The organism is Gelidibacter sp., from assembly GCF_035515035.1.
Lineage (GTDB): Bacteria > Bacteroidota > Bacteroidia > Flavobacteriales > Flavobacteriaceae > Gelidibacter.
The window spans coordinates 1-20,362 of the sequence record NZ_DATJCA010000059.1 but is presented as its reverse complement, the minus strand read 5'-3'; the positions used below and the strand labels follow the sequence as shown (position 1 = coordinate 20,362).

At 38.8% G+C, this 20,362-nt stretch carries 13 protein-coding genes and 1 pseudogene; 1 reads left to right on the top strand and 13 read right to left on the bottom strand.

Annotated elements, in window-relative coordinates; genetic code table 11:
• The 3 genes from sprA to VLZ86_RS05055 form a co-directional block, all read right to left on the bottom strand.
• Positions 1 to 4,459: cell surface protein SprA (gene sprA, locus VLZ86_RS05065; RefSeq protein WP_325449381.1), on the bottom strand; the 4,459-nt coding region annotated here is incomplete at its 3' end.
• A 6-nt stretch (positions 4,460 to 4,465) separates the two neighbouring features.
• Positions 4,466 to 5,047 (bottom strand): Holliday junction branch migration protein RuvA, encoded by a 582-nt coding sequence (gene ruvA / locus VLZ86_RS05060; RefSeq protein ID WP_325449379.1) that lies wholly within the window; start codon positions 5,045 to 5,047, stop codon positions 4,466 to 4,468.
• Between the two features lie 45 nt (positions 5,048 to 5,092).
• Positions 5,093 to 7,408 carry an NADP-dependent malic enzyme gene (locus VLZ86_RS05055; RefSeq protein ID WP_325449377.1) on the bottom strand — a complete coding sequence of 772 codons (2,316 nt, stop codon included), beginning with the start codon at positions 7,406 to 7,408 and terminating at the stop codon, positions 5,093 to 5,095.
• 456 nt (positions 7,409 to 7,864) lie between these two features.
• Between VLZ86_RS05055 and VLZ86_RS05050 the strand changes: the two genes are divergently transcribed.
• Entirely contained in the window at positions 7,865 to 9,643 is a 1,779-nt protein-coding gene (locus tag VLZ86_RS05050; protein WP_325449375.1) for a hypothetical protein, read from the top strand.
• A 110-nt stretch (positions 9,644 to 9,753) separates the two neighbouring features.
• On the opposite strand, the gene VLZ86_RS05045 is transcribed toward VLZ86_RS05050, so the two are convergent.
• The 10 genes and pseudogenes from VLZ86_RS05045 to VLZ86_RS05000 all read right to left on the bottom strand — a co-directional run.
• Positions 9,754 to 10,461 carry a hypothetical protein gene (locus VLZ86_RS05045; RefSeq protein WP_325449373.1) on the bottom strand — a complete coding sequence of 236 codons (708 nt, stop codon included), beginning with the start codon at positions 10,459 to 10,461 and terminating at the stop codon, positions 9,754 to 9,756.
• A gap of 5 nt (positions 10,462 to 10,466) precedes the next feature.
• The gene (gene queG, locus VLZ86_RS05040) at positions 10,467 to 11,387 is read right to left on the bottom strand and encodes a tRNA epoxyqueuosine(34) reductase QueG (RefSeq protein WP_325449383.1); all 921 of its coding nucleotides are present in this window, start codon (positions 11,385 to 11,387) and stop codon (positions 10,467 to 10,469) included.
• On the bottom strand, positions 11,387 to 12,724 hold the full coding sequence (locus tag VLZ86_RS05035; RefSeq protein WP_325449371.1) for a cytochrome P450: 1,338 nt from the start codon (positions 12,722 to 12,724) through the stop codon (positions 11,387 to 11,389). The genes queG and VLZ86_RS05035 overlap by 1 nt, the downstream gene beginning before the upstream one ends.
• Positions 12,725 to 12,821: 97 nt before the next feature.
• Positions 12,822 to 13,847 (bottom strand): Holliday junction branch migration DNA helicase RuvB, encoded by a 1,026-nt coding sequence (ruvB, locus tag VLZ86_RS05030; protein ID WP_325449369.1) that lies wholly within the window; start codon positions 13,845 to 13,847, stop codon positions 12,822 to 12,824.
• Between the two features lie 417 nt (positions 13,848 to 14,264).
• A complete protein-coding gene (locus tag VLZ86_RS05025; protein ID WP_325449367.1) occupies positions 14,265 to 16,061 on the bottom strand; it encodes a cytochrome c oxidase subunit I in 1,797 nt (598 codons plus the stop codon).
• A 34-nt stretch (positions 16,062 to 16,095) separates the two neighbouring features.
• Complete coding sequence (locus tag VLZ86_RS05020) at positions 16,096 to 17,166, bottom strand: cytochrome c oxidase subunit II (protein ID WP_325449365.1); 1,071 nt, start codon at positions 17,164 to 17,166, stop codon at positions 16,096 to 16,098.
• Positions 17,167 to 17,191: 25 nt separating this feature from the next.
• The gene (locus VLZ86_RS05015) at positions 17,192 to 18,535 is read right to left on the bottom strand and encodes a quinol:cytochrome C oxidoreductase (protein ID WP_325449363.1); all 1,344 of its coding nucleotides are present in this window, start codon (positions 18,533 to 18,535) and stop codon (positions 17,192 to 17,194) included.
• 2 nt (positions 18,536 to 18,537) lie between these two features.
• Positions 18,538 to 19,119 (bottom strand): cytochrome c, encoded by a 582-nt coding sequence (locus VLZ86_RS05010; protein WP_325449361.1) that lies wholly within the window; start codon positions 19,117 to 19,119, stop codon positions 18,538 to 18,540.
• Positions 19,120 to 19,124: 5 nt separating this feature from the next.
• A complete protein-coding gene (locus VLZ86_RS05005; protein ID WP_325449359.1) occupies positions 19,125 to 19,658 on the bottom strand; it encodes a DUF3341 domain-containing protein in 534 nt (177 codons plus the stop codon).
• A gap of 4 nt (positions 19,659 to 19,662) precedes the next feature.
• A pseudogene (locus tag VLZ86_RS05000) lies at positions 19,663 to 20,362 on the bottom strand (molybdopterin oxidoreductase); the annotation flags it as partial.

The following is a 20,362-nucleotide window of genomic DNA, read 5'->3' as shown; positions in this document are numbered from 1 at the left end:
CCGTAGTGTTGTTTTTCACCCCAACCATAAGGACCCTAATATCTCCAAAGTTCGGATTTCCTTTTATGGACACACGGGTTTCCCCAACCTCAAAATTATCTCCAGAAGACACCGGTTCAGGTCCTGATGGAGTGACGTTATAAACGGTTGGGTCTTGATTGGACAAAGATCCGTCACTAATACCCAACGCTTTGATGGTCTGTAAAACCTCCAAGGTGATGTTTATTTCATTCTCAGACGGCCATACCTGATCTCTCGCGGTTCCGGCAACAACGTTTAAAGGCACTTGAATTTCATAGAAGTTTTGGGTGAAGTCACTACCCATTCTGATAAATCCAATCATTTCACCAGGATTTAGGGTCCTTCCTTCCAAAGCTTCCGCATGCATGAACATTTTTAGTTTTTTGTACTGGCGCATGTCAATGCTAATGTTTTTATAAACCCCTCGAGAATCATCACCTTCCAATTCACAAACTTCAACCACCAAGGATTGTTCGTTTTCCCTAATGATATTGTTGTTATTGTTGCGCTGCTCCAACTCCACCCCTGGAGGTAGAACATAATTACCTTCGTTTTCTTGCAAACCTACTACGCCAACACTAAATGAAGCATCCGTACTATTATTATTCGGATTGTTGTCCAAGTCTAGTGAATATCGTCTCCAATCACTTCTTACTAAATCCAAGGTTGCAAAACGCATAATGGTTGTTTCAGAAAATCCTTTAAGATACATTCTTGCAAATCGTATGGATCTAATATCAGAAATCCCACCAATGGCTCTGGTTGAGGCATCAATTGGAATTCTAAATTGGTACCATCTTACATTGCGATTATCACCGTTGGGCAACGTAATGTTTCTGGTCTTTACATCGTTGATCAAAGCGTTGTTAGGATTATCCAAACTTGCCCGCGTGATATCAATTTCATATTCATAATAACTATCAATGGTGTTCATTGTGTTATCTCTGTTGATATCCTCTACATCTGGATAAGTCGTGGACCCTCGATTGGTGTCTGAAAATGTATCTGGTGAATTTCCTTCTGAGCCATTATACTTTTTATACCGATCAAAAATATCGCCATCCGCCTGAAGGAAATAGCTGTAATTATCATTGGAAGGATCAGGTCCAAATTGTGATCCGAATCTTGCGATTTCTTCCGCATCATCAAACCCATCATACCCCACATCCTGATTGGCACGATTTTGACCTGTACTTGAAAATGCATAAATCAACGACTGATTACGCGGTACTACGGTGCCAAAATCTGTGACTTGCAAACCGCTAATATCTCCATTTTCAGGAAGGCCGTTTTCATATTGTTTTTTACCGTCCTTAATAATGTCTTCTGAAATATTACCCAAATTCAGAAGTAATTTTCCTCCGGGATTGGACGTATTGTCCAAAAACGGATCTTGAACCCAAAACTCAATATACTCCACATTAGCCTGTTCAAAATCAGTACTCGTAATGGCCCGGGTAATTCCCGCCCAGCTATTTTGTGGAGCCGTTAAGGTATTTGGATAATCAATATTTTGCGACTGAAAATTATAAGGTCCTCTTTCTGATGGGTAATAGGCTAAATCTAAGGTTGGAATGTAGGTATTCTGACCTTGGACCAAATCTCTTTCAGGGAAAATTTCGTCAATAAACACGCGTCTGGTGTACAAATTGGATACATCATTATCCGTAATCCCGCTTGGTCTTTGATTACTGTAAAAAATGGGGTCAACGGTGTACCAATTCAAGTGTGCTCTATTGAATCCGTTTTGTATTCCAATATCGTCCTCATTTGGCGTTAATCCCAAACCTTTTGGTCGGCTGGATAAAAACCAAGAATGCGGTGATAGCAAATCGATACTTCCTTGAGACCCTTCAAAATCATCTACATAAGCCGTGGCTTCACCTTCAAAATTCGCGCCTTTTGGTGCTCCTGGAAGCAGATAAGCAAACTCTCCCCTTAAAGAAAGATTGGAAGGGACATCGGTATCGATGTTGGGTAACTTATTTGCCAATCGGGTTAGGAAGGGCACTTCCGTAGAATAATTTCCATTAAATCCAAATATGGTATTGTTGATGGATTCACTATTATAATTCGCTTTTTGCGTAATTGGACGCTCGTTAAGATTTAAGAACGTTCCTCCCAACACGAAATTTTCACTGAATTGGTGTTCGACATTCAATCCGGTAAAACGCTTAGTCTGTTGACCGAAAACGGCATTATTCTCAACCGATACATTGATGGGTGTATTGGAAGCTTTTAATGCCTGATCTAAAATTTCAACCCGTCCTAATTGATAGTTCACGGTATAATCCACGCCTTCTACCAAGACACGTCCGCCAGCGGTAACTTTTACAGAACCTCTTGGTACGTTAAAGGCACCAATGGCAATTCCTTCGCCACCTGAGGATTTGTAACGTCCTTTCAATTGGAATTTATTCTTTTCCGATTCTTCTAATGCGGCTGTTTTTGTGCCCTTATAAAGAATGTCATAAACATATTTTTCCTGATTGGGGTTGGTGTAGGTAGGATCATTATAATCCGATGGATAAGCGGGATCTGCCAAGACATCAAATAAATATTTTCCAAATGGTTCTACTTTTGTAAAAATAATCTTCCCGTTTTGGGGCAAGACCGTAATTCCAGGAACGAAATCGAAAAAACCATCGCCATTTTGCTGCGGATCGTTGTTATAGTTCAATCGATCTAAATGGAAAAGCCTGATTAATGGGGTTTCTGTTATTTCTGTGTCGTCAGAAGGATCTGAAGTGTTGTTGTCATACGGCGGAAACGTAGTGCCCTCAACCGGTTTGATATAGTTTAACGCCGAAGATTCCGTGTAAAAGATATTCAGTTTAAAATCTTCCTGACTCAGTTGATAGGCGCCAGAATCATAAATATTTTTCATCATCAAATCCCAAATAGGCTGATTCACGTTAGTGATGGCACTTTTCAGCATTTTTAGGATCAGGTTATTATTGTTGACCACTGTATTTCCAGACACAGGATCTGTTGATGACCCTGTAGCTTCCACACCGTCATTGGCAAACTCCCCAACCTGATAGACATTACTTCCAACGGTATATTGGAACGCCACGGCCAAAACTTCATCATTTTGCAAACGCTGGTTCAAGGAGATATAACCTAACTGAGTTTGAAGTGTATAATCATACCCTTCAGTCAGTTTTTTAGCATTTTCCAATTTCCCAAAGTCAAAACCTTCGTTGGCTGGAATATTTATCCCTTGTTCCACTCGGGTAATATCTCTTACCGCATTATTTAAATTAGAACCTGCACCACCAATATTGGTCGGATCAAAACCATTGTTTTTATTGTCTGGAAGTGGTCCTGGCCTTAGAATATTCACCGTAGAACCTACACGCTGTGATTCTCCAAGATCTTGGAAAGCCGCAACATTTCGAACGTTGTCCGTTTGGTTGCTTCTATTGGTCACCCAAACTTCAATACGTGTAATTTGAACATTACTGTTGATATGGGGATACCGCTCTAAAGCGACATCGTAGCGTTCCCTGAAATAATGTGCCAGGAAAAAGTGTCGATTTTCATCATAGTCACGTGCATAAAACGAAAACTCTTCAAGTGTACCGCCACCTTGCGCCACTACAGAACGCGATTGGGATTTTTGCTCGGAGAACACTGCAGTTACTTTGGTCTTTCCAAATTGTAGTTCGGTTTTGACACCAAACAAGCTTTGGGCGCCTGTAATTAATGAACTATTAAGTGGCATACTCACGTTACCTACTTCAATTTTTCTGACAATATCATCTTCAGTTGGCGTGTATTCCAACTTGATCAAGTTTTGAAAATCGAAAGTAGATTGGGTATCATAATTGGCCGTTACCTGAAGTCGCGTGCCCACTTTACCCAAGAGACTCAAGCTAATTCGCTGGTCAAAATCAAAGGTGAAATTGCTCCGATTACGTGGAGAGAATGAGGGATTGTCCTGTTTCGTGAACAAAACACCCAAATCCATTTCTACTGAACCTTGAGGAATGACCTCAATGGTATTACCTCCAAAAAGAGTTTCAAAAAAACCGGAATTAACGTAAAATTCAGGAAGTAAATTCTTCTGTTGGTCCTCAGCACCCTCTTTTTTGCCTTCGGCAGCATCAACTTTTTGTTTGTAGTAATTCTTTAGATTCTCTTCAAGCACCAACTGTTGATACTCCTTTGGTGTGAGGATCAAAGGGTGATTGATATTAAAACTTCCAACGGTTTGTGTAAAAATATAACGATCCGTATGCGGATCGTAGGTGTATTTGGATACAATACTGTTGGGATTTGGCATTTTGATACTTCCCAATGCGTGTCCCGTTTTAGTAGAATCCTGTCCTGTTGGTATTTCTTGAGAAAACCCTATATGACCTATAAATAAAGTCAAGCTTATGAGCCATAAACGTTTTAATGATAATGATAAGCTAGGGTTGGTTGTACTCAAAATTCGTTATAAATTTTTTAATGCTTCTTTTATAATGACTTCTACATTTGCATCAGGTTGATTGGCAACTACTTTTTCAACCACACGTTCTGCTTGTTTTCGTGCAAATCCTAGAACTTCTAAAGCAGATAACGCTTCATCTTTGTGAGTATTGTTTTTAACGGTAGAAACATCATCAATATCATAAATTTTCAGCACTTTATCCTTCAAATCCAAGATGATACGAGCCGCAGTCTTTGCACCAATGCCTTTAACAGATTGCATTAGTGCCACATCACCGTGCGCTATGCCTTCTCTAACTTGTTTTGGAGTTAAAGATGACAGCATGGTGCGAGCCGTACTCGCACCAACGCCACTCACCGAAATCATCAGTTTAAAGATCTCTCGCTCAGCTTTTGAAGAAAACCCAAACAAGGAATGCGAATCTTCCTTGACCTGTAAATAGGTGTAAAGTTTAAGAAAATCGCCGTCTGGAATTTGAGAATAGGTGTGCAGTGATATATTGACGAGGTAGCCTACGCCATTGCAATCAATTACAACATCAGTTAAATTCTTTTCAACAAGTTTTCCTTGAATATGTGTAATCATGTATTGGCTTTAGTTAAAGACTCAAATGTAATAAAATTATTTTCATTACAAAGCTGATTCTTTTTCTAAAGCCGCTTTCATTTCCTGTTCCCTTCTCTCTTTTTGTTGTGCATCAATAACAGCAATCGCGGTCATATTAACAATTTCATCTACACTGGCATCCAATTGCAAAATATGCACTGGTTTGCGCATGCCCATCATGATTGGCCCAATGGATTCCGCCCCATTGAGTTCTTTCAAAAGTTTATAGGTTATGTTTGCCGAATCTAAATTGGGAAATATAAGCGTGTTGACCTTTTTACCAGCCAATCTTGAAAACGGAAAATTTTCTTGAAGCATTTCCTGATTAAGGGCAAAATCCGTTTGCAACTCGCCGTCAACCAATAGGTTAGGACTGGACTCATGCAAAATTCTAACGGCGTCCCTTACTTTTGTGGCTTTAGGACTTGGAGAAGATCCGAAGTTAGCAAATGAAATCATCGCCATAACCGGCTCCATCCCAAACATTCTTACCGTTCTTGCGGTCATTTGTGCAATGGTAGCCAAATCTTCCGCAGGCGGATCAATATTAATTGAAGTATCACTCAAGAACATAGGACCACGACGCGTCATCATAAGGTTAGTGGTGGCAATACGAGTGGCACCTTTTGCCAACCCTATGAGCTCCAACATAGGTTTTACCACGGTTGGATAACTGCGTGAAAAACCAGAAATCAACGCATCCGCATCGCCTTCATTAACCATCATTGCAGCAAAATAGTTTCGTTCCCTCAACAGTTTTTGCGCCGAGTAAAGCGTCACCCCTTTGCGTTTGCGTTGTGACCAATAAACTTCTGCATAGCGATTGCGACGTGTTTCTTCAGAATCGCTTTTAGGATCGATAATTTCCACCTTGGCCTCAAATTCAATTTCAGCCATTAAACTCAGGATGGTTTCTCTTCTTCCCAATAAAATAGGAATGGCAATCCCTTCATCATAGGCTATCTGTGCGGCCTTTAACACATCTAAATGATCTGCTTCTGCATAAACCACTCGTTTGGGGTCCATTTTTGCCCTATTGGTCAACAATCTGACAATTTTATTATCAGAGCCCAAACGTTCCCTTAAATGGTCGCGGTACTTATTCCAGTCCGTTATAGGTTCCTTGGCAACCCCACTATCCATTGCTGCCTGAGCAACCGCCGGTGGCACTTCTATAATTAAACGCGGATCAAAAGGTTTTGGAATAATATAATCCCTGCCAAAGGTCAAACGCGTTTCACCATAGGCTATATTGACTTGTTCTGGCACATTCTGTTTAGCCAAATTAGCGAGTGCTTCCACCGCCGCCATTTTCATCGCCTCATTGATTTTGGTGGCCCTTACATCTAAAGCACCCCTAAAAATATACGGGAATCCAAGGACATTATTTACTTGATTAGGATGGTCAGAACGTCCTGTTGCCATAATGATATCCTTACGAGTATCTATGGCCAATTGATATTCAATTTCAGGATCTGGATTGGCCATGGCAAAGACAATAGGATTATTTGCCATAGACAATAACATGTCAGGAGAAACCACATTTGACGTGGATAAACCAATAAACACATCAGCATCCTTCATGGCATCATCAAGGGTTTCTATCTCGCGATGGGTGGCGAATTCAGCCTTTTCTGAGGTCAAATCTGTTCTATTTTGTCTGATGACCCCTTTGCTATCGCACATCACAATATTTTCACGTTTGGCACCAAATGCTTGGTACAGACGCGTACATGATATAGCCGCTGCACCAGCGCCACTGATGACTATTTGGGCCTCATCAATTTTTTTATCGGCAAGTTCCAAGGCATTCAATAATGCTGCAGCAGAAATGATTGCCGTACCATGTTGGTCATCATGCATTACTGGAATATCCAATTCTGCCTTTAAACGTCGTTCAATTTCAAAAGCTTCAGGTGCTTTAATATCTTCCAGATTGATACCCCCAAAAGTTGGTGAAATCATTTTCACTGTTTGGATAAATTCCTCCACATTCTCAGTACCGATCTCAATGTCAAAAACATCAATGTCAGCAAAAATCTTAAAAAGCAACCCTTTGCCTTCCATTACCGGTTTTGACGCTTCAGGACCAATATTTCCTAGGCCTAAAACTGCGGTACCATTGGTAATTACGGCAACTAAATTGCCTTTGGCGGTATATTTATAGACATTATTGACATCTCTGGCAATTTCTAAACAGGGTTCTGCAACTCCTGGAGAATAGGCCAAAGACAAATCACGTTGTGTTGCGTATTTTTTTGTAGGAACCACCTCAATTTTCCCTGGGGTTGGTTTTGCATGATATACTAATGCTTCTCTACGTTTGCTCTGTTTACTCATAAAAATCAAAATTTTTAGCTAAAGAACAAAGGTAACTGTTTTATAAGAAAAGAATAGTGACAAAAATTGGATTTGGTATAATTTTCTTTGGGTACCACGATATAAGATGCGTCCTAAATTTCCATAATTACAATTTAAACCATAGATTCATCAATACTTTTGAAATCTAAGACGTTTCTTCAATCTTTATAGATAGTCATAACCCTAATTTATGAAAAAACGGGATTAGGTCAAGTACACATTTCGAATGTATTCCGTTTCCCAAACCTCGCTTTTCAAAAACGGAGTTTCTCAAATAATTTATATTTTTAACCTCTTGAATTGGATTATATTTGTGATGTATTTATTTGAACCCCATTTTTATTGATGCATTTGAAAGCTTTCTTTTTCATCCTTATCTTTCTCTTTTGCCATGCTATGGTTGAGGCACAAGTACCCGCAACCAAGAAGGACTCGATGTACAAAAAGATTGAAGATTATTCTGAAAAAAGAAAATTCACCAAAACGCTCCATAAATTAATTTTCAGATCCACCACAAAAAGACCAGTAAAATCTCGGCAAAACCGCCCGAAGCAAAATCTAGCACCCTTTGAAGGAAAAATTATCCGAAATATTACAGTTCAAAGTCATGATCCTTTTGGATTTTCATTTACAGACAGTACTCAAACCGCAAACAGTTGGATAGAAAAAACGGGGAATTTTATTCATATCAAAACGAAAGATTTTGCCATAAGAAACACCTTGCTGATTAAGGAAAACACACCATTAGATACGCTTTTACTCAACGAATCCGAACGTATGATCAGGTCACAGAATTTTATAAGACGGGTGGAAATCACGGCTAAAAATGCGGGTAGTTCAAAAGACTCTATAGACCTTCATATTGAGGTTTTGGATTCTTGGAGCTTGATCCCTTCGGCTAGCATTTCCACTTCCAAAACTAGAGTGAGGCTGAAGAACCGTAATTTCCTTGGGTTTGGGCACGAATTCAACAATAGTGTTACCAAAAGTTTGGAAGACGCCCACTATGGTTATGATATGAATTACACAGTTCCCAACATTAATAACACATTTATTGAAACCAATTTGGCGTATCGAATTGATCTGGACGGAAATTATAGTAAAGTCTTAGACGTTGAACGGCCATTTTATTCCCCATTTGCACGTTGGGCCGGTGGCGTTTATCTTGATGAACAATTCAGGGAAGAATATTTAAAAGATGCCCATGGCGAGTCTGATTTACAGAAATTTAAATATACTACCCAAGATTTTTGGGGCGGTCATGCTTTCAAAATATTTGATGGGCCTTCAGAAAAGGAACGTACCACTAATCTCATTAGCAGTTTAAGGTATTTGCATGTAGGTTATAAAGAACGGCCATCTGTTGCTTATGACAGTATTGGATATTTTGCGAACGAATCGTTCTATTTGGGAAGCTTAGGTATTGCCTCTCGACAGTTCGTTAAGGACGATTATATTTTTAGGGATGGCACTATCGAAGACGTTCCAATTGGTACTGTATATGCTGTAACTGGTGGCTACCAAAGAAAAAACCAGCACAACCGCATGTACCTTGGCGCCAAAGCATCGCATGGTAATTATTTTAATTGGGGTTATTTGAGCACTAATTTTGAAATTGGGACTTTTGTGGATCACAGCCATCTGGAACAAACCACACTTTCTTTACAGGCCAATTACTTTACACAGTTGATTTCTTTGGGCAACAATTGGAAAATGCGTCAGTTTGTAAAACCTCAAATCCTGATAGGCACGAACAGATTACCATCGGAAGGCGATCATATCACCATAGACAAAGAGAATAAATTCAGAGGTGTTTATGACAACAACTTCGACCTGAAAAAGGGCGCTGGTATTCCTGGTTTTGAAAGTGATCTTATGGGAACCAAAAAATACGTACTTTCCTTACAAACGCAGTTTTACTCCCCTTGGGAAGTATTGGGATTTCGATTAAATCCCTATATTAATTTGAACGCTGCCGCTTTGGGCAACGAAGGTGAGTCCATTTTAAAGAGCAAGTTATACACTTCTTTTGGCGCCGGTTTTATTATTAGAAATGATTATTTGGTGTTCAGTTCCTTTCAAGTGTCATTTTCCTTCTATCCACAGATTCCGGGGAAAGGGAATAATATCTTTAAAACGAATGCTTATGAAACTAAAGATTTTGGTTTTCAAGATTTTGATTTAGGGAAACCAAAGCCGGTTTGGTATAATTGAAACAGTGGGTTTGAGGTGATGGGGATTAGGGATGAGGGATTAAATAATAAGATTATCTATTTTTGAATAATTACAATTGATTTACAGTCGCTAGTTTTTAACGTGAATAATCATAATTCACCATTAATCATCTCGAGTGTAATTTTGTTGCCATCTATAGTGTGAAACGTCATTTTGACAAATCCCAGTTCATCATGGTATAAAAATTCTGCATTGGTTTTACCCATTGTACTTTTAGTAGTTGCATCTACAACAACACATTCTAAGGGACCTAATTTGGAATTATAACTAACTGGTGTACGTTTTTTATAATAATGGGCTAAATGAACCTTCTGAAAATTTCCGTAAGAAGCTTCAAGATTCCATTCCCAATTTTTTATAGCATTTAATTTTATGTATGGAAAGGCAGAAAGTTGCAAAACGCCTAAATCGCTATTTCGTGGCGGATGTAACCAAATGTTAACGTTGTTTTCTACAAGACCCGTACGTTCAGAGATTATGGTTTTTTTATTTTGATCTAAATAGTCAAACTTAATAACCGTCTGGCTATAATTAGGATCAAAATTCGAGAATGGTTTCGTAGTTCCTTGAATTGACATTCTAATAAATTTCACTTCAACGTCGAGTTTCATTTCATTCTTCTCTATGATACATTGATATAAAATTTCTCTATTTACCGGATAGACCTCGTTATCCAAATCGAACCTGTTCTCGTCATGGATCAAATCAGCAGGAGCTGCCTCAAAATATACCGTGTTCTTTGTAGAAGAACAATTGAAATTCAAAATCAATAAAGCTATAATGATTATATACTTCATAATCGTTATTTTAGGAATTCTATATTCCGCTTCAACCCTTCGAACTTAGTCCGTTTCACAGGCGATTTTTTAAATAAATCCTTGAACACATCCTCCGTAATCTCTTCCCAATCTTTTTTGGTCATGGACAATAATTCTGGGTGCGGATTGAACAAGGGTTCGCTGTGCGCTTTTGAAAAGCGATTCCATGGGCAGACGTCCTGGCAGATATCGCATCCAAACATCCAATCGTCAAACTGGCCTTTGAAATCGTTGGGGATTTTATCTTTTAATTCTATGGTAAAATACGAGATGCATTTGCTTCCGTCAACTACGTAAGGTTCTGTAATAGCCTGGGTAGGACAAGCATCGATACATTTGGTACAGGTGCCACAATGGTCGGTTGTGGGCGAATCATATTCCAACTCCAAATCGATGATCAATTCCCCCACGAAATAAAATGAGCCCGTTTGTTGGGTGAGTAACAAAGTATGTTTACCAACCCACCCCAATCCTGATTTGGCCGCCCAAGCTTTATCCAAAACCGGTGCAGAATCTGTAAAAGCACGACCACTGACTTCTCCGATTTCTTCAGTGATAAAATTTAGGAGTTCTTTTAGCTTATCCTTGATCACAAAATGATAATCGGTACCGTAGGCGTATTTTGAGAGTTTATAGGTGTTTTCTATTTGAGTTTCCTCCGGAAAATAATTCAGTAATAAGGAAATGACGGATTTTGAGCCTTCCACCAATTTTGTGGGATCTAAACGCTTGTCAAAATGGTTTTCCATATACTGCATTTTCCCATTCATATTATTCTTTAACCAATTTTCGAGTCGCGGTGCTTCTTCTTCCAAAAACTGGGCTTTACTGATACCACAGGAAAGAAATCCGAGACGTTTGGCCTCAGATTTTATGAGTTGGCTGTATTTGGCTTTGTTGTTTATCACTGGGTTCTGCTTTCAAATCTTAAAAAAGCGTTCTTAGGTTTTAATGTAATTAAAGGGGTGATTTCAATACCGTCAAATTCGGCCACTATATTATAGTTTTCAATCAGTTCAGTGACGGCAATGATCATTTCAAACATCGCAAAATTATTACCGATACATTTTCTTGGACCGGCACCAAATGGAAAATATTGTGATGAAAATTTTCGTCCGCCATCTTCAAAACGTTCGGGTAAAAACTCGTTGGCCCTATCCCACAACTCCGGATGACGGTGAATTTCATATATAGAAAACAACAAATTTGAACCTTTCTTAAAGATCATGTTATTAAATTCATCTTCCACAATATTTACCCGATCAATAAAATACACGGGCGGATATAATCGCATCCCTTCTTCAATAACTTGTTGACAGACTTTAGACGAAGTCACCAAATGCATTAAATCTTCAGATTCATTTGTGATTTGTTTGTTCTCCTGATAAATTTTTTCTTGCCATTCTGGATGTTTCGCCAAAAGCTGAAAAATAAAAGTTAAGGCATTGGATGTCGTTTCATGACCTGCAATAAACAGAATCAGGATTTCATCTATCAACTGGGTCTCTTCCATGAAACTCCCGTCGTCATAGTGCGCTTCCAAAAGCATGTCCAATAAATCACCATATTTTTCTTGGGATTCCCGACGTTTTTTAACAATGTTCTTCAGGATTTGTCTTGCTTCTCGAGTCAGTTCCAAATGTTTTTCGATGGTACCACTTGCCTTGAACCACCAGCCTAAATAAGGTTGTCTGAGTTCTCTGACCAACATTTTCTGTGCTGCTTCCGTTATGAACTGTAATCGGCGGATATCTTCTGCATCTGCCGCACTACTGAACAATGATTTAACGACAGTTTGAAAAGCAAGATCATTAAAAAGAGGGAAAACATCAAGTGTTTTACCTATTTCAATGTGCTTATACTCCAACAGAATGGCCTCGCGGATTTTATCCAACAGCTTAGCCAATTGTTTTTTATGAAAGGCCGGTTGAATGAGTTGGCGTTGTTTTTTCCATAGCTCTCCTTCTGAAGTTAAGAGTCCCTGTCCTACATATTTGACTAAATCTTCCGTTTGGATTTTAGACTTGGTATAGTTTCTTTGGTTCTTTTGAAGGACATATTCGGCAAATGCCGCATCTCGGGAAAAAATAATTTCTGTGGAAAAATCGATTTTTAACTTAAACGTATCCCCTTTAGACGTAAAATTGGCATGATGAAAGTGTAAAGGATTTTTCAGAATTTCCAAAGAATGCTTTATAAAACTAATTAAAGGAACGGAAGGAATTTCTTTGTTTATAGCCATTTTACTGCGCTTATTTTAGATCACATCCTAGATAATGTAGTCATGAGTTTTCCAAAAACACCATAGAACTCTTAGTTATAAACACCTCCTCCGAGACTTAAGAAAATAAACCTCCTTGAACGTTGTTTTTTATTTTTCCAAGATGTTTATAGGCCAATTCAGTTACTTCTCTACCTCTTGGGGTCCGCATGATAAATCCTTGCTGAATCAAGAACGGTTCGTAGACCTCTTCAATAGTTTCAGCACTTTCACTCACCGCAGTAGCCAAAGTAGTAATCCCTACTGGTCCGCCTTTAAATTTTTCTATTATAGTCAATAAAATCTTATTATCCATTTCATCCAGTCCGTGCGCGTCTACGTTTAAAGCTTTAAGAGCGAATTTCGCAATGGCAATGTCAATACTGCCATTTCCTTTTATTTGTGCAAAATCACGCACGCGACGTAACAACGCGTTGGAAATTCTTGGCGTACCTCTACTTCTGCCCGCAATTTCAACTGCAGCTTCCATAGAAATGGGAACGTTCAAAATAGAAGCACTACGCTGGGTGATGGTGGTCAACAATTCGGTGTTATAGTATTGCAATCGGCTTTGGATCCCGAAACGGGCGCGCATTGGAGACGTCAATAAACCGGAACGGGTGGTGGCACCAATTAATGTAAATGGATTTAGGTTTATTTGAACCGTTCTGGCATTTGGGCCAGATTCAATCATAATATCGATTTTGTAGTCTTCCATGGCAGAATACAGGTATTCTTCAACTATTGGACTCAATCTATGAATTTCATCGATAAACAAAACATCACGTTCATCAAGATTGGTCAGAAGCCCAGCAAGGTCTCCTGGTTTGTCCAATACAGGTCCAGAGGTAACTTTGATGCCCACACCTAATTCACTCGCTAAAATATGCGCTAAAGTGGTTTTCCCAAGACCTGGAGGTCCATGGAATAAAGTATGGTCCAAAGCTTCGTCTCTTTGGTTGGCGGCTTCTACAAAAATCTTTAAATTATCCAACACCTGTTCCTGTCCAGTAAAATCATCAAAGGATAAGGGTCTCAGTTTTTTCTCAACATCAAGTTCATCTGGAGAAAAGTTTTCGCTGGAAGGGTTTAGGTTATCGTTCATACACATTCCTGCGAAAGCAGGAATCTCATTTTAAGTTAATATTATTATCGCTCGGCTGGTATCCAATTGAGAGAAAACAAAGATAAACAAAAAGGTTTTCATATTCAGAAAGGCTTCTGAATAATACCGAGGAACATATTCACGAGAAGCCGGGAATCTCATCTACAAAAAGAACAAATTAATCAATAGCAGATATCCCGAAAAAGACCTTTAGATTGATTGAATCAGTCAAACCTATTCTTGCGAAACCGGAAATCTTGTTTACAGAAAGTCCAGATCAATCAATAACAAGTATATAAATCCTCAAGAAAAAAAAAGACCTTCAGATTGAGCTTTCAATCTGAAGGTCTTTGACAAGTTATAATGAGATTAGCTACGCTGAACCTAAAGGTTTCCAGGCTTCGCAGGAATTATTGGTTAATGCTGCAATTCCTCTTCACCTTCCTTTAAAGGAATGTTCTGCGGTACGAAGTCATCATCATGCCCTGGTTTGCTATAGTCATAAGACCAACGGTACACATGAGGAATTTCTCCTGGCCAGTTGCCGTGGATATGCTCAACAGGGGTAGTCCACTCCAATGTTGTCGATCTCCAAGGATTCTGATTTGCTCTTTTTCCATAGAAAATACTAACAAAGAAGTTGTATAAATAAACAAGTTGTATTGCACCTCCAATCAACGCAAATACGGTAATAACAATATTCACATCGGTTAAATCATCAAACAATGGGAATGCTGAGTTGGTATAATAACGTCTAGGTAATCCTGCCATTCCGATAAAGTGCATTGGGAAAAATACGCCATAAGCAGAGATGGCGGTAATCCAGAAGTGGATATATCCTAAATTCTTATTCATCATTCTACCAAACATTTTTGGATACCAATGATAAATTCCTGCAAACATTCCGTAGATGGCTGAGATTCCCATTACTAAGTGGAAGTGGGCAATAACGAAATACGTATCATGCACGTTAATATCCAAGGCACTGTCTCCCACAATAATTCCTGTCAAACCTCCTGTGATAAATGTAGAAACAAAACCAATGGCGAATAACATGGCGGGGTTCATCTGAATATTCCCTTTCCATATGGTGGTTATCCAGTTAAAGGCTTTAACGGCTGATGGGATAGCAATCAATAGAGTGGTAAATGTAAACACCGATCCAAGGAATGGATCCATTCCTGAAACGAACATATGGTGACCCCAAACAATGGTTGATAAAAAGGCAATCGCCAAAATGGACGCCACCATCGCACGATAACCAAAAATCGGTTTTCGGGAGTTGGTTGCCATAATTTCTGATACCAGTCCCATCGCGGGTAGAATTACGATATAAACTTCAGGGTGACCCAAGAACCAGAATAAATGCTCAAAAAGAACGGGCGACCCCCCTTGATAATGTAAAACTTCACCTTGTATGAAAATATCGGATAAGAAGAAAGACGTTCCAAAACTTCTATCCATAATCAATAATAATGCTGCTGACAGTAATACTGGGAAGGATACCACCCCAATAATGGCCGTAACAAAAAACGCCCAAACCGTCAAAGGCAATCTTGTCATGGACATCCCTTTAGTACGCATGTTTATGACCGTTACGATATAGTTCAATGAACCCAATAAAGATTGAGCAATGAATAACGCCATGGATATCAACCAAAGTGTCATCCCCCATCCTGATCCTGGCTGAGCCATTGGTAATGCACTTAAAGGCGGATAAATTGTCCATCCTGCCGCAGCGGGACCAGCTTCAAGAAACAACGACCCCATCATAATAACACAGGACACAAAGAAGATCCAGTAAGACAGCATATTTATAAATCCAGAGGCCATATCTCGGGCTCCAATTTGATAGGGAATCAATAGGTTACTAAAAGTTCCACTCAAACCAGCCGTTAATACAAAGAAGACCATGATGGTACCGTGGATGGTTACCAATGCCAAATATATATCAGCATCCATGACTCCGCCTGGCGCCCATTTCCCCAATAAAGCTTCAAAAAGAATATTTGGTTCTTCTGGCCATGCTATTTGAATACGGAACATTAAAGACATCATTACACCAATGATTCCCATAATCGTTCCGGTAATCAAATATTGCTTTGCGATCATTTTATGATCTTGACTAAAGATATATTTGGTTACAAAGGTTTCTTTGTGATGATGTCCGTGACCGTCGTCATGTGCGTGAATATCTACTGCGTGTGTTGACATAATCTATATATACTTGTTTAAAACGATGTTATTATTATTTCAATGATTCTTTGAAGGTCTTTTGTTCAGCTATCCAAGCGTCATATTCCTCTTGGGTTTCTACAATAATATTCATTTGCATATTGTAGTGAGACTTCCCGCAAATCTTGTTACAGAGTAAAAGAAAATGGAATTCGTAAGGATCGAGTTCGTCTTCACCTTTGGCCATAAGTTCTTTACTCTTGTCAGCGCGTATGCTGTTAATGTTTTGGACCTTATCAATCATTTCTGGAGTTTCACGCATTTCCTTAGTGGTAATGGTTGGTGTAAATCCAAATTTGGTGATCATTCCTGGAACACAGTTCATTTGTGCTCTAAAATGTGGCATATAAGCCGAGTGCAATACATCTTGTGAGCGTATTTCAAAAAGTACAGGTTTGCCAACTGGTAAATGCAGTTCCTTTACAATAATATCATCTTCAGCGTTAGGATCGGCTTCATCAATTCCCAAAACATTCGCTTTATCAATATCAATTAATCTCACATTGGCCAATCCTAAAACGTTATCTTGACCGGCATAACGTGCGGTCCAGCCAAACTGTTGGGCATAAAGTTCCACTACCATTGGATCAGCATCTTCATCAATATTCATAATAGAATTCCAAGTGAAGAGCCCATAAATGATTAATCCAGCCAAAACAATAACAGGAATAATGGTCCAAACTGCCTCTAGCGTATTATGATCAGCAAAGTATAAGGCTTTCTTACCTTTTTCTCCTCGGTATTTAAAAGCAAAATAGTGAAGTAAAAATTGTGTGATGATTTGTACGGTAAAAATTACAATCATGGAAATCATCATCAAATTATCAACTTCAGATCCATGCTCTGAAGCCGCATTTGACATTAGTGGTAAGTCACCCCAATACACAAAAGAAATAATTGTTATGATATAAATAAAGGCTAAAAAGCCCAACATCAAATAACCATTGATCTTATTATCGTAATCAGTTGCTATTCCATTATTTGAGGTGTCAGTACCTACTTGGGCAAGATCAAATATTTTGACCATTTGCCAAATGGCTACCGCCGCAAAAAGTACTATGATAATTATGAATAAAGCAGTCATTGTCGTTTCTCTTCTTTATAGGTTATTAATATTCGAAATTTTCACTTTCTTTTATAAATGGATTGTTTTTTGGGGCCAATGGTGCTTTTGCTAAAGAAGTAAATACGATTAACAAGAACAAGCCTCCAAATAATAAAATTGATCCAATTTCAGGAATTCCAATAAACCATCGATCCACCACAGTTGCTGGCATAATCATTACAAATACATCAATGTAATGACCAATTAAAACTACAACCCCGGCCATCATTACGAACCATGGTACACGTTTGTTATCACTGTTCATCAAAATCAGGAATGGAAATACAAAATTAAGCACCAACATTCCGAAGAACAGTAATTTATAATGTTCAATTCTCGTTACAAAGTAAACTACTTCTTCCGGAATATTTGCATACCAAATAAGCATGAATTGAGAAAACCATAAGTACGCCCAAAAAATACTAAATCCGAAAATATACTTCGCCAAATCATGAATGTGGCTATTGTTTACCATTGGTAAAAGAGCTTTACCTTTTAAATAAATCGCAAGCATAGCAATAACGGTAATTCCACTAACAATCATACTTGAAAACACATACCATCCAAATAGGGTACTGAACCAGTGTGGATCGACACTCATGATCCAATCCCAGGACATGATAGATTCGGTGTATATGAAAAACACTAAGAAACCTGCCGCAATTCTAAATGCCTTTTTAAAGTTTCTATTATCGCCAACTTCCGCAAGGTCTTGAGCAATTGAAAATTTACGGGCGAAATGTCTGTAAAGACTCCATCCGCCAATAAATATGATAGCTCTTATAAGAAATGCAGTAATATTCAAATACCCAGATTTATTTTGAATCAATTTATCATTCTCTACAATATCAGGGTTCATCCATACAAATATTTCGTTGTTCTGGCCAATATAGTGTGAACCAACGGCAAGAAGAATTACTATGATGGATCCTGGCAATACATAAGCTGTAATTGCTTCCATCACTCTGAACAATACTGGCGACCATCCGGATTGTGATGCAATTTGAATGGCATAGAACGCAAGCACTCCTAAACCGATAAACATAAAGAATAAGGCGGATACGTACATTGCAGACCAAGGTCTCTTAGCTAATTGCGCCTGAACGTGAATTGCATGTTCATCATCATGGGAGACATCTTCAGTTGCTGAAACATCACTTTCAGCACTTTCCATATGGTCTTGTGCAGAGACATCATGTCCTCCATCATGAGCATGTTCTTCAACAAGCATTGTCTTAACCTCTTCTAAAGATTTATGAGATGTCATAAAACCATAAGCCACCCCTAATACACCCAAGACAATAAGGATGATGGAAAATGTCTTTAATCTATTTGAAATTGTGTACATATCTATATTGAATCTTTAACAGTCTGACTTCCTCCTAATTCTGATTTAAGTTGCATCACGTAATCCACAACTTGCCAACGCTCTTCTTCATTTAATTGGTTAGCATAAGAACCCATAACGTTTTTACCATAATGAATGGTGTGGTAAACGCTTCCTTGAGTTAGTGCTCTTCCTTGATCATCAAAGGCAGGCACTCCTAAAATCTTTTCACGTTGCACCAAGATGCCTTGGCCGTCTCCTTTTTTACCATGACAAACCCCACAGTAAATATCATATAATTGACCGCCTCTAGGACCATCTATTTGAGTAGAGTCCAAAGGGCTTACTAAACTAGCTTTTGCCAAGTTATATCCCTCAATGCTTCCATCAATATCAAAAGGTATATGACCTCTTGCTACAGAGCCTTCGGCTGGCAACTTTGAAGCCATCCCATTAGGCAAAAACTCAACTTCTCCGTAAGCTTCATAGCCTATTGGCTCATACATATCTGGAAAAAACTGATAATTAGGTCTCGATTTATTCTGACATGATGCAAAAGAAACCAAAACGACCATCAATATTATTAATCTAAATAAGCTTTTCATGTGTATTAGTGTGCTTTATCAATTAAGGTAACTTCTACAGCTCCCGTGTTTCTCAAAATATCAAACTGTTCATCAACATTGGCTCCAGCAGTGATCTCCATTAAAAAGTGATCGTCTGTAGTTCTCACATCCGGATTTTCTGCCTTTTTAAACGGCCACATTCTACTGCGTAAATAAAATGTAATTACCATTAAATGCGCGGCAAAAAATACGGTTAACTCAAACATAATTGGAACAAATGCAGGCATGTTTTCGAGATAGCTAAAACTTGGTTTTCCACCAATGTTTTGAGGCCAATCCTCAATCATCATATAATCAATCATTACGATGGCAACAACCAAACCTACCAAACCGTATAGAAAAGAGGTGATGGCCAATCGTGTTGGCGCCAATCCCATAGCTTTATCCAATCCGTGAACCGGAAAAGGCGTGTATATTTCTTCAATGTGATATCTCTCTGCCCTAACCTTCTTAACGGCAGCCATCAAGACATCATCATCTGTATACATAGCGTGAATAACTTTTGAAGATCCTTCCATACTACTAGTTGTTGTTGATTAATATTTTAGCTTGACCAGCCCAATCATCACGTTCTGCCCTTCCTGGGAATGAAGCTGTGATTTCGTCTAACAAGTCATATTCTCTTTTGGTCATTCTACTCACTTGCAAGAAAGAATAGATTCCAATCCCGTTAAGGATTTCCTCCATTTTTGGACCAACTCCGTTGATTTGTTGTAAATCATCTTTCGTTTGTGTTGTAGGATCAAAAGTCCCAACATGTTCCATCAATTCATTAATTGCTTTCGGATCGTGTGCTTTTACTGTAGAACCTTCGGCAACAATTGGAGCGCCGGCATGAGGAACAACATTATGTGTGCGCGCATCAATCCCGGTACCTACCAAGCTACCACCTGATTCTCTAATGCGTTTGTAACGCTGACCAGAAGATTTCATGATCGTTTTAATCTCTGCCTGTGCCACCACTGGGAAGGTACGTGCATACAATAAGAACAACACGAAGAAGAATCCAATAGTTCCAATGAAAATTCCAATATCTACAAATGTTGGTTGGAACATGGTCCATGCTGATGGCATGTAATCTCTATGTAAAGAGGTTACGATAATTACGAAACGCTCAAACCACATCCCGACGTTTACCACGATAGAAATAAAGAAAGAGAACATGATACTGGTACGCAGTTTTTTGAACCACATGAACTGCAGAGAAAACACGTTACAGGTC